Consider the following 15,222-nt stretch of genomic DNA (forward strand, 5'->3'; position numbering starts at 1 on the left):
CTTTATAAAGAATTTTTGTAAGAAGAAAGAGGAGTTGTAATGAGTGGAATAAGTATTATTCCATTGGGTGGTGTTCGTGAAGATGGTAAGAACATGTACCTGGTCGAAGTCAATGATAAGATCTTTATCTTGGACTGTGGCCTAATCTTCCCACCTGATGAAATGTTAGGGGTCGATATCATGATCCCTGATTTTACCTATGTCATCGAACATAAAGATAAGGTGGCTGGGGTCTTCCTAAGCCACGGCCATGCCGATGCGATTGGGGCCTTGCCTTATCTCTTAAAAGAGGTCAATGTTCCCGTCTTTGGGACGGAATTGACCATTGAACTAGCTAAGATTAATTGTAAGAAGCGTGGGGTGAAGAACTTCAAAGACTTCTACGTGATCGATGATTCCAACGAGATCGATTTTGACGATGCTGTGGTTAAGTTCTTCAGCACGACCCACACGGTTCCTGAGTCCCTAGGGATTGCAGTCCAAACTGAAGAAGGCAGCATCGTCTATACCGGGGACTTCAAATTTGATTTGACGGTTGGTGATGGTTATAAGACCAGCTTTAACCGCATTGGCGAAATTGCCTCATCTGGCGTCATTGCCCTCTTGAGTGATTCCCAACATGCGGATTCCTATTTTGAGAATACCTCGGAAGAAAAACTGGAACAGGCCATTTTAAAGGAAGTGGACAAGGCTAGCGGACGGGTCGTTTTAGCCACGGTGGATAGTAATATATTACGGATCCAACAAGTCTTAAATGTGGCGCGGGCAACTAACCGCCATGTCTTCTTATCAGGTGATCAAATTGAAGAAATTATCGATGTGGCCATTCGCTTGAACAAGCTCACCATCCCTTCCAAGAACCTGATTCAACCCAACGACAATTTAAAGAACTTTGCTGATGACGAAATTATTATCTTGGAGACGGGCGAATACGGGGAAATCCTAACCAATTTACAAGCCATGTCTAAGGGCTCGCACAAGAATATTAAAATTCAAAAGGGCGACTTAGTCTTGATTACTTCCAGTCCATCGGTGGGCTTAGAAACCGTCATGGCTGATACTGAAGATGAGATCTACCGGGCTGGTGGCCATGCCCTCCAAGTCTTATCGGCTTATAAATCCAGTGGTCACGCTTCACCCAAGGATTTGGAAGTCTTGATTGGCCTTTTCAACCCAGACTATGTGGTGCCGGTGTCGGGAGAATACCGTCTCTTACATGCTCACGGCAAAATTGCTCAAAGCCTGGGCTATGATGATGACCATATCTTCCTACTTGAAAAGGGTGACGTCCTTAAATACGAGAAGGGCAAACTCCGCCTAGCCAACTCAGTTCCGTCTGAGAATGTCTTGGTTGATGGGAGTGGGGTTGGCGATATTGGTAATATTGTCTTACGTGACCGTCGTATCCTCTCAGAAGATGGGATTTTTGTGATTGTCTTGACCATTTCGAGAAGCCAAGGCAAGATTCTTTCCCAACCTGAAATTATTTCGCGGGGCTTTGTCTTTATGAAGGAAAGTACCGACCTCCTTAACGCCAGCAAGGAACTGGTGCGTGAAGAGGTTGAGAAGGCTCTAGCAGATCCCAAAAACTTTGACTGGGCCGACTTAAAGGGTAAAATTCGTGAAGTGGTGGCTAAATACCTCTATAAGGAAACTAACCGCCGTCCCATGGTTTTACCGGTGATCATGGAATCTTCTCACCGTCGTGGTAAGCGTAATTTCAAGAAAGAGAACCAAAAGAATACTTCCAATCAAAAGAACAATTCCAAGCAAAAGAATAACTCCAAGAAAAATAATAAACCGAATCCAAAAAACAAGCGCAATAAAAATCACAAGCAGAAACAAGATGCGAAATCCTAGCATTAGAAAGGACTAAGTTATGAAATCTTCCCAACGTTTAGTGATTATCGTTGAAGGCTTACTTTACCTAGCCTTAGCTTTTCTTATTCAGTTAATTTTCCCAGCGGTTATTTCCGAGTGGGGAATTGCTTTAAGAATTGGCTATACCTTGCTGATTTACTATGCTTTCAGGCGCGGAAATTTTGCCGGAAGTTTCGCTGGCCTCTTGTTAGGAGCCGTTTCCTGCATTGGACTGGATAACCCGGCTGACCATATCGGTCAAATTATTGGTATGATTATCGCTAGTGGTTGTTTAGGCATTGCGGGTCTCTTTGCTCGTAATTTACAACGGACCTTGCATAATCGTCGGATGGGCTCAGCCTATCTTAATTTGGTAACCGGCACTATCCTGGCATGGCTAGCCTATTTCTTAGTGCGTTTCCTGACTTATGAATATTTAGTCAGTGATCTTAGCCTAACGACACAGGTTAACTTCCAACAAAATGCCCTGTCAGCCTTGGTGAATATTGCCCTTAGCCTGATTATCTTGATTGTGATTATGAATGTTTCGGCTAAGAACTTTATCCCTAAAAATACGCCTTATATATCAAGGCGTGAGCGTTCTCGCTTACTGAATGATGATTAAAGCAAAGACAGCCCAAGCAAGCTGGAGCACTGGCTCCAGCTCTTTTGCTTATTAGGGGAAGGCATACCTTTTAGTTTTTATTTTTATTTATTGTGAAATTTGCTATAATCTTATTTAGTTTGAGAGAGAGGTTAGGATTTATGACCAATTGGGTAAATATTTTAATTATTGCCATTATTTTAATTAATACGGTATCGGCGATTTACACGGTTTTTCGCCAAGAGCGGCCAGTAGCGACGATTTGGGCTTGGTTACTTGTCCTAATCTTACTGCCAGGGCTAGGCTTTGTGATTTACTTTTTCTTGGGGCGTAAAATTTCTGATAAGCAGATCTTCCAATTGAATGAGAAGGAAGCCATGGGGATGACCACCCTGGTCAACAAAAACATTGATGACTCGGGTAAACAGCGTTTCATCTCTGACTATGATCCTGAACTGCAAGAATTAATTATCCTGCTTTATCGCTCTAATTTTTCCATCTTAACGGCTAATAATGAGGTTGAAATTTTTGATGAGGGCAAGGAAAAAATTGAAGCCCTCTTAAGGGATATCGCGGCGGCCAAGCATCATATTCATATCCAATACTATATCCTTACTCCTGATGAGGTCGGTAACCGGGTCTTAGACGCCCTGACTAAAAAAGCCCAAGAGGGGGTTGAAGTCAGGCTCCTCTATGATGCCCTAGGAAGTCGTAAGTTAAAGGATAAGGATTTAGAAGCGTTGCGAGCAGCAGGAGGAGTGGCTTCGGCCTTCTTTGGTTACTCGACCTGGATTCAAAATTTCCGCTTGAACTTCCGTAACCACCGCAAAATTGTTGTTATTGACGGGCGGGTTGGCTATATCGGCGGCTTTAATATTGCTAAGGAATATATCGGTAAGGGGTCCTTGGGTTACTGGCGCGATACCCATTTAAGGGTAGTTGGTGAGGCGGTTCAAGCCCTGCAAAGTCGCTTTGTGGTTGACTGGTATGCGTCAACGGACGAAGATACCAGTCTCTTACTGGCTGAACCTGAATTGGCTCATGACTATTTCCCCTTATTCCCGGTTGCGGATAAAGTGCCTATGCAAATTGTTTCCTCGGGACCTGAAGATGAAACTGACCAAATTAAGATGGGTTATTTGAAGATGATCACCATGGCCAGGTCACGGATTTATTTGCACACGCCTTACTTTATTCCGGATTCACCGATTTTGGAGGCCCTGGAACTTGCTGCTTTGTCTGGGATTGAAGTCCATATCATGATCCCATGTAAGCCGGACCACCCCTTTGTTTATCGGGCCACTGAGTATTATAGTAAGGAAGTCTTAGCCTCTGGCGTCCATGTCCATCGTTATGACAAGGGTTTCTTGCATTCCAAGATGATGATTGTGGATGACCGGATTGCCAGTGTGGGGACAGCCAACTTCGATATTCGCTCTTTCCGCTTGAATTTTGAAGTGAACGCCTTTATCTACGATAAGGCGGTGGTGGCTGAATTGATTGCCCAATATGAACGCGACTTAAAGGATTCGACGGTCCTGACCCAAGAATACTTCGACAATCAATCCAGTTGGAAGAAGTTCAAACAAAAGGGCTCTCGTCTCTTAGCACCGATTTTATAAAAACTTATGAGCATTCGTTCTGCTTTTGAAAGATAGTCGTTAAAAAGCTGACCGAATGCTTATTAAGTTTCATTGAAAAATAAAAACCAGTTTACTCTCTGGGGGATTTCTTAGTGCTTCGCTTAGGAAGGACATCAAGAAAGTGAGTAAACTGGCTTTTTCTTAGTTAAACGATGATTGAGAAGTTATTTTGGTGATGGTAGAAGTTTTTATTTAGTAAAGTGATTGAATCGTTATAAATAAGTGCTCATTCTAGGCATTGGGTTCCCAGATGGCAAGGATTTCTTGCTTAGGAATCATAAAGTTAACCTCGCTATCGATATCTTCAAAGATAACCATTTGACTTTGGGGATGGGAAGAATATTTTTGAAAATAGCCAAAGAGGGTGTCCTTGGTATACATATTACCCATATTGCGTCTAACGGTAATGTAGACGGGAAGCTGTTGTTTTTGGTAATCCTTGATCTGACTGGATAGGGCGTCATTTTCCAAACTAGGCGCTAGGTCTGTAAGCTTTTCAGCGGGGGTTTTATTAATGGACTGTAACGGTCTAGCGACGTTTGTCTGTGCACTTAAGGGGATAATGTTGTGAATTAAGTTATTCCATGAGAACGATTGACTTGGATTTTGCATCTTAGACCCTCCTTAAATAATAAAAATAAACAATTTTAGAACGTTTGTTCTAACTGATTTATAGTATAGCGAACGTTCGTTCTGGTGTCAAGTAAAATTCGAACAGATGTTTTTTATAGGTGAGAAAGCTTTTAAGTGAAGTAAAATCACTTCAAAGGGATAAATCTATGCTAAAATGAACTTAACTCTAATAAAGATCGTGTGGCTGCCTATTTATTCCATGCGACACTTAGTCATGAAAAGAATAAGGATTTTTAATTATTTACTTTATTTAAATAATTTACGACAAGTCTTTTAATTTGTGGTATGATACACTTTATAAACTTTTAAAGGATGAAAGGTGTTCTATGAAATCGAAAGGATTATTGGTTGTGCTTTCAGGACCCTCTGGGGTAGGTAAAGGGACGGTCCGTAAAGCATTATTTGAGACTGATCAAGAAAAAAATCAATTTTTCTATTCCGTTTCAGCAACTACACGTCAAGCACGTGAAGGGGAAGTAGACGGAAAGGATTATTTTTTCGTATCGCGAGAAGAATTCGAGAAAATGATTGAAGATGAAAAGTTGTTAGAATATGCGGAATATGTAGGCAATTTTTACGGGACACCCCTGGATTACATTGATAAAATGACTAATGCAGGAAAGGATGTCTTCTTAGAAATTGAAGTACAGGGTGCCTTGCAGGTCAAACGACGGATGCCAGATGGGGTTTTCATTTTTCTGGCGCCACCAAACTTGAGAGAATTGGAGTCACGCATTGTTAACCGGGGAACGGACAGTCCAGAAGTGATTGCGGAACGGATGGACAAGGCGCGTACCGAGTTACAATTAATGACCCAATATGACTATGTGGTGGAAAATGATGATGTGGATCTAGCGGTAAAACGGATCCAAACCATCATTAAGGCGGAACATTTGAAAGTTGACCGTTTTATTGACGATATTGTTGAGAATTATCTAGGAGAGGGAGATTAATTATGATTATTTATCCATCGATTGATTCTTTGTTAAAGCAAGTAAATTCTAAATATTCTCTGTGTACCATTGCCGCTAAACGGGCCCACGAACTTCAAGAAAACCAAAATCCGATGTTAACAGACTATCGTTCTCCTAAGTATGTTGGTCAAGCCTTAGAAGAGATTAATTCTGGTGACTTAGGTATTGATCCAGATTCTTTAGCTAAGGACGAAAGCCTTAACTAATAATAAGCACGAACAAAGATCGGTTAGCCGGTCTTTTTTTCGTGCTTAAGAAAACTAGAGATAGTTGGAAGCTGATTTAAGTTTTAGTACAATAGATAGAGAAATAGCGGAAAGGAGAATGGATATGGTCACAGAAAAGGCAATAGTCCCCCGTTTTGCCCGGGTCATTGTTGATGTTCCCACTATGCAGACTGACCATCCCTATGATTATTATATTCCCGACCGCTATCAGGACTTGATTCAGGTGGGGATGCGCGTCCAAGTTCCTTTTGGTGTTCGCCAGGTACTGGCCTATGTGGTGGAATTAACTACTAGCAGTGAATTTGAAGGTGAACTTAAGGAAATCACTAGCCTGCTTGATGACCAAGCGGTTTTAACTCCGGAAATGTTGAATCTGGGTCGAGATATGGCCGAGCATTTGTTTTCTTATGTGGTGACTTGTTACCAAACCATGCTGCCCCGCTTGTTAAAGGTGGACTATCATAAGTATTTCGTTCCTAGTGAGACATTGACTTACCAACACCGGCAAAGCTACTTTAGAGACCAGGAAGAAGTGGCTTGGGAGACAGCTGAGGAAGCCGACCAGTTAAAAGACTTGCTAGCTTTAAAAGAGGCAGGCGAGGTTAGTGTTGACTACCGGGTTGCTGACCGCAAACATTATAAAACTGAAAAATGGATCCAACCCCTGATGGATGCAGACCAATTAGACAGAGAACGTGACCAGTTAAGAAAAACTGCTAAAAAGCAGATCCTACTCTGTGAAGTACTCATGGAACTTGAAGGGCGGCGGGTGAGCGTCAAATGGTTGCGGGAGAATTATGACCTCTCCCTACAGACCATCCGCCGTGGTCAAGACTTCGGCTGGTTAAAGTTATTTGAAGTGGAAGTTGACAGGGATCCCTATGCTGACCGTTATCAAGAAAGAACTCAAGATAAAGCCCTAACTGATGATCAAAGTCAGGTTTACCAAGAAGTCAAACAGGCGATTAGTGACCAAGTTAATGACACCTATCTCTTGCAAGGGGTGACGGGTAGTGGGAAGACGGAAGTTTACCTGCAATTAATCCGCCAAGCCCTCGGCCAAGGGCAAAACGCGATTTTATTGGTGCCAGAAATTGCCCTGACCCCGCAAATGGTGGCCCAACTGAAGGGGCGCTTTGGAGACTTGGTCGCGGTTCTTCACAGTCAATTAAGCGTTGGTGAACATTTTGATGAATGGCGGAAGATGCGCCGGGGGGATGCCCGGGTAGTCGTGGGAGCTAGGTCATCGATTTTTGCCCCGATTGATAATATTGGCATTATTATTATTGATGAGGAACATGAGACCACTTATAAACAAGAGGAAGCCCCCCGTTACCATGCCCGGGATGTAGCCAAGTGGCGGGCGTCTTATCATTCTTGTCCCTTACTTTTAGGGTCAGCAACACCCGCCCTAGAAAGTCGGGCCCGGGCCCAAAATGGGGTTTACCACTTGCTTAGCCTGCCTGGGCGGATTAACGGTAAGGCCTTGCCAGCAGTCGACTTGATCGATATGCGGGAAGAATTTAAGCATAAAAATTACCACCAATTTTCCCGCTCACTCAAAGAAGCCATCGACCAGACCTTAAGCCAGGGGCAACAAGTGGCCCTCATGCTTAACCGGCGAGGTTATGCCAATTATGTCATGTGTCGGGATTGTGGTTATGTTTTTCAATGTCAAAATTGTGATGTTTCCCTAACCTATCATTATAGTGATCGCAGTTTGCAGTGCCATTATTGTGGCTATAGCCGGCCCTACCCTCAAGTCTGTCCCCTCTGCCAAGGCCAACACTTACGTCCCTTTGGTAGTGGAACGGAAAAGGTTGAAGAAGAGATCTACCAACTCTTTCCTGGTAAGAACTTAGTCAGAATGGACAATGATACCACCCGTAAAAAGGGCGCCCATGAGCGTTTGTTAGCCAAAGTAGCGAGTGGCGAGGCGGATATCTTATTGGGAACGCAAATGATAGCTAAGGGATTGGATTTTCCTAATATTACCCTAGTGGGAGTGATCAATGCGGATACTTCCCTCTACCTGCCTGATTTCCGGGCTTCAGAGCGAACCTTTCAGCTCTTAACCCAGGTGAGTGGTCGGGCTGGCCGGGGTGACTTGGAAGGGCGGGTCATGATTCAAACCTTTAATCCCGACCACTATGCCCTCCAACTTGCTAAGCACCATGACTATGACCGCTTCTACCAAAAGGAAATGACCTACCGTAAACTCAACCATTATTCCCCTTATTTCTATACCATCAGATTATCTATCTCACACTTTAATGAAAAAGATGCCCTCAAAGCGGCCTTAACCTTGGCTACTTTACTGCGTGAACGCAGCCAGGGCAGTAAGGACTATGTCATTGGTCCGAGTCAAAATGCCATTTCTCGGATTAAAAACCGTTATTATTATCAAATTTTGTACCAGTACCGCAATCAAGCACACATTCAGCCCCTATTCCAAGAAATCCGTGACTTGGCTCAAGACTGGAGTAAAAAGAAACTTTATGTCTCAATTGATGTCGAGCCTTTATCTTTCTTATAGGAAACCGGGGACATGGATTGCACTGAGGAGGAAGTTATTCATTATGAAAAAAATTGTATTTATGGGGACACCAGAATTTTCGGTGAAGAGTCTACAGGCCTTAATTGACCACCCTGACTATGAAGTGACCGCAGTGGTTACCCAGCCTGACCGACCCGTGGGACGGAAACACCGCCTCCTAGCCTCAGCGGTTAAAGAAGCCGCCCAAGCGGCTGATATTCCCGTCTACCAACCTGAAAAAATCAGTCAAGACCAAGACCTCGACCAACTACTCAGCCAAGGGGATATCGATTTAATCGTGACTGCTGCTTACGGACAATTTTTACCCGAGCGTTTATTGAACTATCCCAAGTACGGGGCCATTAATGTCCACGCCAGCCTCTTACCCAAGTACCGGGGCGGGGCACCTGTCCACTACGCCATCTGGAAGGGAGAAAAGGAGACCGGGATAAGTATTATTCGTATGGTTAAGAAAATGGATGCTGGAGCAATCCTAAAGCAAGCCGCTATCCCTATTGATGACCAAGTTACTGTCGCTGAAATGTTTGATCGCTTGAGTGAACTGGGCAGTCAAGTATTGCTAGAAACCTTACCCGCTCTCTTTGATGGGACAGTGACTGAGACTCCTCAAAATGAAGCGGAAGCAACTTTTTCACCTAATATCACCCGGGAAGAGGAGCGGATCAACTGGGACAATACTGCCCAAGAAATCCATAACCAAGTTCGGGCCTTTAATAGCTGGCCAGTGGCCCACACCTTCTTTGATGATAAGCGCTGGAAGATCTGGGCAAGTGAAGTGCTTGAAGACGATGAAACTGATCAAGTCCCAGGAACGGTGATCGCTATTGACAAGAAACCAGCCCGTTTCCTAGTGGCTTGCGGAAGCGGAACGGTCTTAGCTATTACTGAAATCCAACCAGCAGGGAAGAAGGCCATGGATATTACGAGTTTTATTAATGGAGGAGCGGGTCAAATTGAAGTCGGCGACACATTCCAATAAGCCCTCAGGCCTCAAAGCTAGCGCCCGCTACCAGGCTATGGAAACCCTAGACCTAGTCTATAAGGGCGAGGCCTTTGTTAACCAAGAAGTCAACCAGGTGCTCAGCCACAGTCGGGTAGGAGACTCGGACCGAGATCTCTATACCCGCCTAGTTTACGGGAGTCTGCAATTCCATTGGACCCTCCAAGAACTCTTAAAACAGGTATTGAAACGCTATAAGCGGACCAAGAAGTGGCTGCTAGCCCTACTCGAATTGTCAGCCTACCAGCATTATTATCTCGATGCCATTCCTGACCACGCTATTGTCGACGAGGCCGTGCGTATCGCTAAGAAGCGCGGTAACCAGACCATGGGACGTTTTACCAATGGGACCCTGCGTAACCTCTTCCGGACCTATCCGACCATCGAGGACTTTATTAGCCAGCAGGTAGGCGACCAGGCCTATGTTCTTTCCTTAGAGACTAGCTTGCCCTTAGATTGGGTGAATTATTTTGTCCAACGTTTCGGTATGGAAACCACCCAGCAAATTGCCCAAGCCATGGTAGAACCATCCCAGGTTAATGTGCGAATTAGTTGCGACTATTGGCAGGACCAGGACAAAATTAGTCAGAGTTTATCCGATCAAGGTTTTCCTAACCAAAGCAGTCAGATAGCTCCTCACCAGCTAAAAGTTAAAACCGGTAATCCAGCGCAATCTGAACTCTTTGAGAAGGGAGTTATTACCATTCAAGATGAGGCTGCCAGCCTGGCCGTCGATATCTTGAATCCCAAAGCTGGCGACCGGGTCCTAGATGCCTGTGCGGCACCTGGGGGCAAGACGGTCCAATTAGCTGAATATGTAGGTGAAACGGGCCAGGTCTTCGCCTTTGATATTGCTGAGAATAAATTACCCTTAATTGCTGATAATGTTAAACGCATGCATGTCGATAGTCAGGTAAGGATCCAACAAGGGGATGCCAGCCAACTAGGTGAAAAATTTCCAACGGAAAGCTTTGACGGAATTTTAGTTGACGCTCCCTGTTCAGGTGTGGGCCTCTTCCGGCGTAAACCGGATACCAAGTTGAACAAAGATTTTCAAGATCTAAAGAATTTGCAAAAAATTCAATTAGAAATCTTAAATAATATCAGTCCCCTACTAAAAAAGGCTGGCCGCTTGGTCTATAGTACCTGTACAATAACAGCAGAAGAGAACTGGCAAGTGGTCGAAAAATTTCTAGCGACCCACCCAGACTTCGCTCTCAAAGCCATTGGCCCTGAGTGGCAGGAAGTTTTACAGCCATCTTTGATCAATGACGCTTGCCTGGAAATCTTACCGCATCATTTTAATAGCGATGGTTTTTTTGTCGCCTTATTAGAAAAACAAAGTTAGGAGCAATTGCTATGGAAGTTAGTCAGTTGACCGATACTGGTCAAATTCGAAGCTCAAATCAAGACCAAGTAGGAGTTTTTTATAATCAAGCCGAGCAGGCCCTACTCCTGCTCTGTGACGGCATGGGCGGCCATAATGCTGGGGATGTAGCCAGTGAAATGGCCCTCTATGCAGTTGGCCATGCCTGGGAGGAGTCTCCTAAGACTGATACTGAAGCGGTTCAAACTTGGTTAGAAGATAATATTGTTTCAGCTAATGACCGGGTTTTACAAGCTTCAAAAAAATATAATGATTTGTCAGGTATGGGGACCACTATTGTGGGAATTGCGATTATTGAAGGGAAGGGGATTGTCGCCCATGTCGGTGATAGTCGGGCCTATTGCTACGATGGGGAGGCCTTGAAGCCTTTGACCCGCGACCATTCCTTTGTCCAAGAACTCTTAGATATGAACATGATCACCCCATCTGAAGCCCAAAACCATCCGCAAAAGAATATTGTGACTCAAACCGTGGGGGTAAGCGAAGATATTAAGGTGGATATTTCGGTGTTTGCCTTAGAGGCTCAGACCATGCTCTTACTCTGTTCAGATGGTTTAACCGATATGCTGACTGATGACGACATCGGTCAGATTATCGCTAGCGATGAAGACGTTAATCAAGCAGCTCAGGCCTTAATCGCAGCGGCCAACCAAGCCGGGGGTCGGGATAATATTTCGGTGGTCCTCGCCAGGATTGAGGGAGGGGATGTGTCATGAAACAAGGTCAAGTGATTGGTAATCGTTATGAAATTATCCGCCACCTTGGCTCTGGAGGAATGGCAACTGTCTATTTAGCCTATGATCCGATTTTGGAACGGGAGGTCGCCATTAAATTCCTCCGCATTGGGACTTCGGATATGGATGACGCGACTCGGCGCTTCAAACGAGAGGCTATGTCGATTTCAGAAGTAAACCACCCCAATATTGTTAATATTTACGATGTCGGTGACGATGATGATGGCCACTATATCGTGATGGAATACATTGAGGGAATTGACCTTAAACAATTTATTCGCAAAAACCATCCCATCAGTAAAGAAACTTATCAAGGAATCATGATGCAAATCCTAGCTGGGGTTGAATGCGCCCATCGCAAGGGGATTATCCACCGGGACTTAAAACCGCAAAATATCATGATTAAACCGGATGGTCAGGTAAAAATCATGGACTTTGGGATTGCCTTGGTCTCTACCGAGACTTCAATTACCCAGACCAATACCATTATTGGTTCGGTCCATTACCTCTCCCCCGAACAAGCCCGGGGGTCGATGGCTAGTTACCAATCCGACATTTATAGTTTGGGGATTGTTTCCTTTGAAATGCTCACTGGTCAGGTCCCCTTCGACGGGGAATCCGCCGTTAGCATAGCCATTCAACACTTCCAAGAATCCTTACCGGATATTAATCAATTCCGTTCCGATATCCCTCAAGCCATGCAAAATGTTATTATGAAGGCGACGGCCAAGGAAGCTAATGAACGCTATCAGACTTGCGAACAGATGCGGCAAGATTTAGCGACCTGTCTAGATCCCAGCCGGGCCAATGAAGCACCATTTACGCCTTCATTGATGAAGAATGAAACCATTGTTATGGCTAAAGACGCGATCGAAAAACAAATTACTGACGAAACTAAGGTCACTCCTCAAGCCAAGCCAGAGCCCAAAGAAACGGCTCAAGCGACCAAGGCCATGCCGATCGGTGCTGGCTTAGCGAGTCAAAAGGCAGAGGCCCAAAGTGAGCCAAAAGTAAAAGCAGCTCCGCCAAAAACATCCAGTCGGCCCAAGCGGAGATGGCCTTGGTTCATTGGGGGGCTCTTGGCTATCTTATTGCTTCTCGGCGTCTTTGTCTTTGGCCAGGGACAAAGTCAACCGGTCCCTGATTTAACCAATATGACCGAAGACCAGGCCCGTAATAGCCTGGTTAATAATGGCTTTAGCCTGGGTGAGAGCCATCAAGAATATAGCGACCAGGTGGAAAGCGGGCGAGTGATCCGGACCGATCCGAGTAGTGGGCGAAAGGTCAAGGCAGACCAGCCCATTGATCTCTATATTAGCCAGGGTAAGGAACCCATTGAAATCCCTAACTACCAAGGACAGACCCTAGAACAGGCTAAGAAAGATGCTGAGAAGAAAGGCTTTTCTGTAAGTAGTGAAGAAGTCTATAGTGAAGAGGTTGAAAAGGGTAAAGTGATTTCCCAAAACCCAGCTCCGGGTGCTAGTGTGGTGGCTAGTGAAACCAACCTGCACTTGGTCGTGAGTCTGGGTAAGGAACCCTTAACGATGGCCAACCTGCAAGGCTTAAACCAAGCGGGCGTCCAACAATATGCCCAAAGTGTGGGCTTGAATGTTAGCTTTAATGAAGCTAATTCAGATTCGGTGCCTAAGGGCTTAGTGGTCTCCCAAAGTATCGCCCCTGGAGCCAACTTTAACCGCGGGGCGAATTTGACTGTGACCCTTTCTTTAGGGCCTGAGGAGGAGCCCACACACAGCTTCCGTCACACCATCACTATTCCTTACAAGGGCAAAAGATCTCGTGGAGATTCGGATAGCGAGTCTACTTCTCAACGGCAGGCAGTCAATGACATTGAGATTTACATTGATGATTTAAACCATTCTTACAATGAAGTGGCCGATCACTTTACCATCACTGACGATAAGTCTTATACTTTGAGTTTTGAAACTGAGCCTAATAAAACCGCTCGTTTCAAGGTGGTTCGTGACGGCAAGACGATTTTAGAGAATCGAGTGAAACCAGGCGATGACTAATAGAGAAACCGAAAAACAGGGCCAAATCGTTAAGGTCTTGAGTGGCTTTTACTATATTGAAGACCAAGATAGTCGAGAGATCTACCAAACCCGGGCGCGCGGTCTCTTTCGTAAGGAACAGCTGAGCCCCTTAGTGGGGGACTATGTCAGCTTTCAAGCAGATAATCCCCATGAAGGGGTCTTAACTGCTGTGAAGGAGCGCAAAAATGAGCTTGACCGGCCGCCCGTGGCCAATATTGACTTAGCCTTTGTCGTTGCTTCCGTGACTCAACCACACATTCCTAGCAAGTTGATTGACCGCATGTTGGTCTATAGTGAAAGCCAAAGGATCCAACCAGCGCTTTACTTTTCCAAGTTAGACTTACTCGATGAAGCAGAACGTGAAGAATTGCAGACGCTCTTGGCTAATTACCAGTCCCTGGGCTACCAAGTCTTAACGAATTTAGACCTATCTCAAGCAGACGAAGATTTACTGACTGAACTTTTTCATGGGAAAACCATTGCCGCTATGGGACAGTCAGGGGTTGGTAAGACCACCTTGTTAAACCATCTCCTGCCTGATCTCCATAAGGAAACGGCTGCTATTTCTAAGGGGATGGGCCGGGGCAAGCATACCACCCGCCATGTTGAATTACATGATGTCTATGGGGGTAAGCTAGTCGACACGCCTGGCTTTTCCAGTTTAAGCTTAGATAGCATTGAAAAGGAAGACCTGGGAGACTACTTCCCTGAAATGAGAGAGCGGAGTGATTTCTGTAAGTTCCGGGAATGCTCCCACACTCACGAGCCCCAATGCGCCATTAAAGCAGCCCTAGAGGCAGGCGAGATTAGTCAGAGTCGTTATGACCATTATGTGGAATTTTTGCAGGAAATTATTAATAAAAAACCCGATTACCAACAGAAAAATAGGAGGAAGAAAAAATGAAAATTGCCCCAAGTATTTTAAATGCTGATACCGGTCGTATGCGTGAAGAAGTTGCCCGGATTGAAGAGGCTGGAGCAGACTGGGTTCATGTGGATATTATGGATGGCCACTTTGTCCCCAACCTCACGTTTGGTGCGCCCATGGTGGAAGCCCTACGTCCTCACACCAAACTCTTCATTGATTGCCATATGATGGTGGATAATCCAGATGACTATATTGAATCCCTAGCCCAAGCGGGAGCAGATAGCATGACGGTGCATTTTGAAGCGGTCACCCACTTACACCGCACCATTCAAAATATTCAATCCCAAGGTATGAAAGCTGCGGTGGCGCTTAACCCAGCGACTCCAGTAGCAGCCATCACACCGATCTTGAATATGGTTGATATGGTCTTAGTCATGACGGTTAACCCAGGCTTTGGTGGCCAAGCCTTCATTCCAGATATGGTAGAAAAAATGACTGAACTGGACCAAATCCGTCAGGAAAAAGGCTACCATTATCAAATCCAAGTCGATGGAGGGATCGATAACACCACCATTCGTCAGTGCTACGACCAAGGGGTGGATGTCTTTGTTTCCGGCTCTTATGTCTACAAAGGGGATTCTAACCAAGCCATCGCTTCCTTGCGCGATGCTTGCTGCTAAAAGT

At 45.0% G+C, this 15,222-nt stretch carries 13 protein-coding genes; 12 read left to right on the plus strand and 1 reads right to left on the minus strand.

Annotation, left to right across the window (positions count from 1 at the left end):
• The first annotated feature begins 39 nt into the window (after window positions 1-39).
• The 3 genes from AWM73_RS02080 to cls all read left to right on the plus strand — a co-directional run bounded on the left by AWM73_RS02080 (window position 40) and on the right by cls (window position 4,086).
• Window positions 40-1,860 (plus strand): ribonuclease J, encoded by a 1,821-nt coding sequence (locus tag AWM73_RS02080; RefSeq protein WP_060777867.1) that lies wholly within the window; start codon window positions 40-42, stop codon window positions 1,858-1,860.
• 19 nt (window positions 1,861-1,879) lie between these two features.
• Complete coding sequence (locus tag AWM73_RS02085) at window positions 1,880-2,485, plus strand: energy-coupled thiamine transporter ThiT (protein ID WP_060777868.1); 606 nt, start codon at window positions 1,880-1,882, stop codon at window positions 2,483-2,485.
• A 140-nt stretch (window positions 2,486-2,625) separates the two neighbouring features.
• Complete coding sequence (gene cls / locus AWM73_RS02090; protein WP_060777869.1) at window positions 2,626-4,086, plus strand: cardiolipin synthase; 1,461 nt, start codon at window positions 2,626-2,628, stop codon at window positions 4,084-4,086.
• A 252-nt stretch (window positions 4,087-4,338) separates the two neighbouring features.
• Here the strand turns inward: cls and AWM73_RS02095 are convergent, their stop codons facing one another.
• The gene (locus AWM73_RS02095; RefSeq protein ID WP_060777870.1) at window positions 4,339-4,719 is read right to left on the minus strand and encodes a hypothetical protein; all 381 of its coding nucleotides are present in this window, start codon (window positions 4,717-4,719) and stop codon (window positions 4,339-4,341) included.
• 347 nt (window positions 4,720-5,066) lie between these two features.
• On the opposite strand from AWM73_RS02095, the gene gmk reads away from it, so the two are divergent.
• The 9 genes from gmk to rpe all read left to right on the plus strand — a co-directional run bounded on the left by gmk (window position 5,067) and on the right by rpe (window position 15,218).
• Window positions 5,067-5,693: a guanylate kinase gene (gene gmk, locus AWM73_RS02100; protein WP_060777871.1), complete on the plus strand. Its 627-nt coding sequence runs from the start codon at window positions 5,067-5,069 to the stop codon at window positions 5,691-5,693.
• Window positions 5,694-5,695: 2 nt separating this feature from the next.
• Complete coding sequence (rpoZ, locus tag AWM73_RS02105; protein ID WP_060777872.1) at window positions 5,696-5,920, plus strand: DNA-directed RNA polymerase subunit omega; 225 nt, start codon at window positions 5,696-5,698, stop codon at window positions 5,918-5,920.
• A 124-nt stretch (window positions 5,921-6,044) separates the two neighbouring features.
• A complete protein-coding gene (priA, locus tag AWM73_RS02110; RefSeq protein ID WP_060777873.1) occupies window positions 6,045-8,477 on the plus strand; it encodes a primosomal protein N' in 2,433 nt (810 codons plus the stop codon).
• A gap of 43 nt (window positions 8,478-8,520) precedes the next feature.
• Complete coding sequence (gene fmt / locus AWM73_RS02115; RefSeq protein WP_060777874.1) at window positions 8,521-9,477, plus strand: methionyl-tRNA formyltransferase; 957 nt, start codon at window positions 8,521-8,523, stop codon at window positions 9,475-9,477.
• Window positions 9,452-10,846 (plus strand): 16S rRNA (cytosine(967)-C(5))-methyltransferase RsmB, encoded by a 1,395-nt coding sequence (gene rsmB, locus AWM73_RS02120; protein WP_060777875.1) that lies wholly within the window; start codon window positions 9,452-9,454, stop codon window positions 10,844-10,846. The genes fmt and rsmB overlap by 26 nt, the downstream gene beginning before the upstream one ends.
• 11 nt (window positions 10,847-10,857) lie before the next feature.
• Window positions 10,858-11,601, plus strand: coding sequence for a Stp1/IreP family PP2C-type Ser/Thr phosphatase (locus tag AWM73_RS02125; RefSeq protein WP_060777876.1), 744 nt, complete (start codon window positions 10,858-10,860; stop codon window positions 11,599-11,601).
• Window positions 11,598-13,649: a Stk1 family PASTA domain-containing Ser/Thr kinase gene (gene pknB, locus AWM73_RS02130; RefSeq protein ID WP_060777877.1), complete on the plus strand. Its 2,052-nt coding sequence runs from the start codon at window positions 11,598-11,600 to the stop codon at window positions 13,647-13,649. The genes AWM73_RS02125 and pknB overlap by 4 nt, the downstream gene beginning before the upstream one ends.
• Complete coding sequence (rsgA, locus tag AWM73_RS02135; RefSeq protein ID WP_060777878.1) at window positions 13,642-14,574, plus strand: ribosome small subunit-dependent GTPase A; 933 nt, start codon at window positions 13,642-13,644, stop codon at window positions 14,572-14,574. Before pknB ends, rsgA begins: the two co-directional genes overlap by 8 nt.
• The gene (rpe, locus tag AWM73_RS02140; RefSeq protein ID WP_060777879.1) at window positions 14,571-15,218 is read left to right on the plus strand and encodes a ribulose-phosphate 3-epimerase; all 648 of its coding nucleotides are present in this window, start codon (window positions 14,571-14,573) and stop codon (window positions 15,216-15,218) included. Before rsgA ends, rpe begins: the two co-directional genes overlap by 4 nt.
• Window positions 15,219-15,222 lie beyond the last annotated feature (4 nt).

Origin of the sequence: Aerococcus urinae (assembly GCF_001543175.1) — a bacterium.
GTDB classification, from domain to species: domain Bacteria; phylum Bacillota; class Bacilli; order Lactobacillales; family Aerococcaceae; genus Aerococcus; species Aerococcus urinae.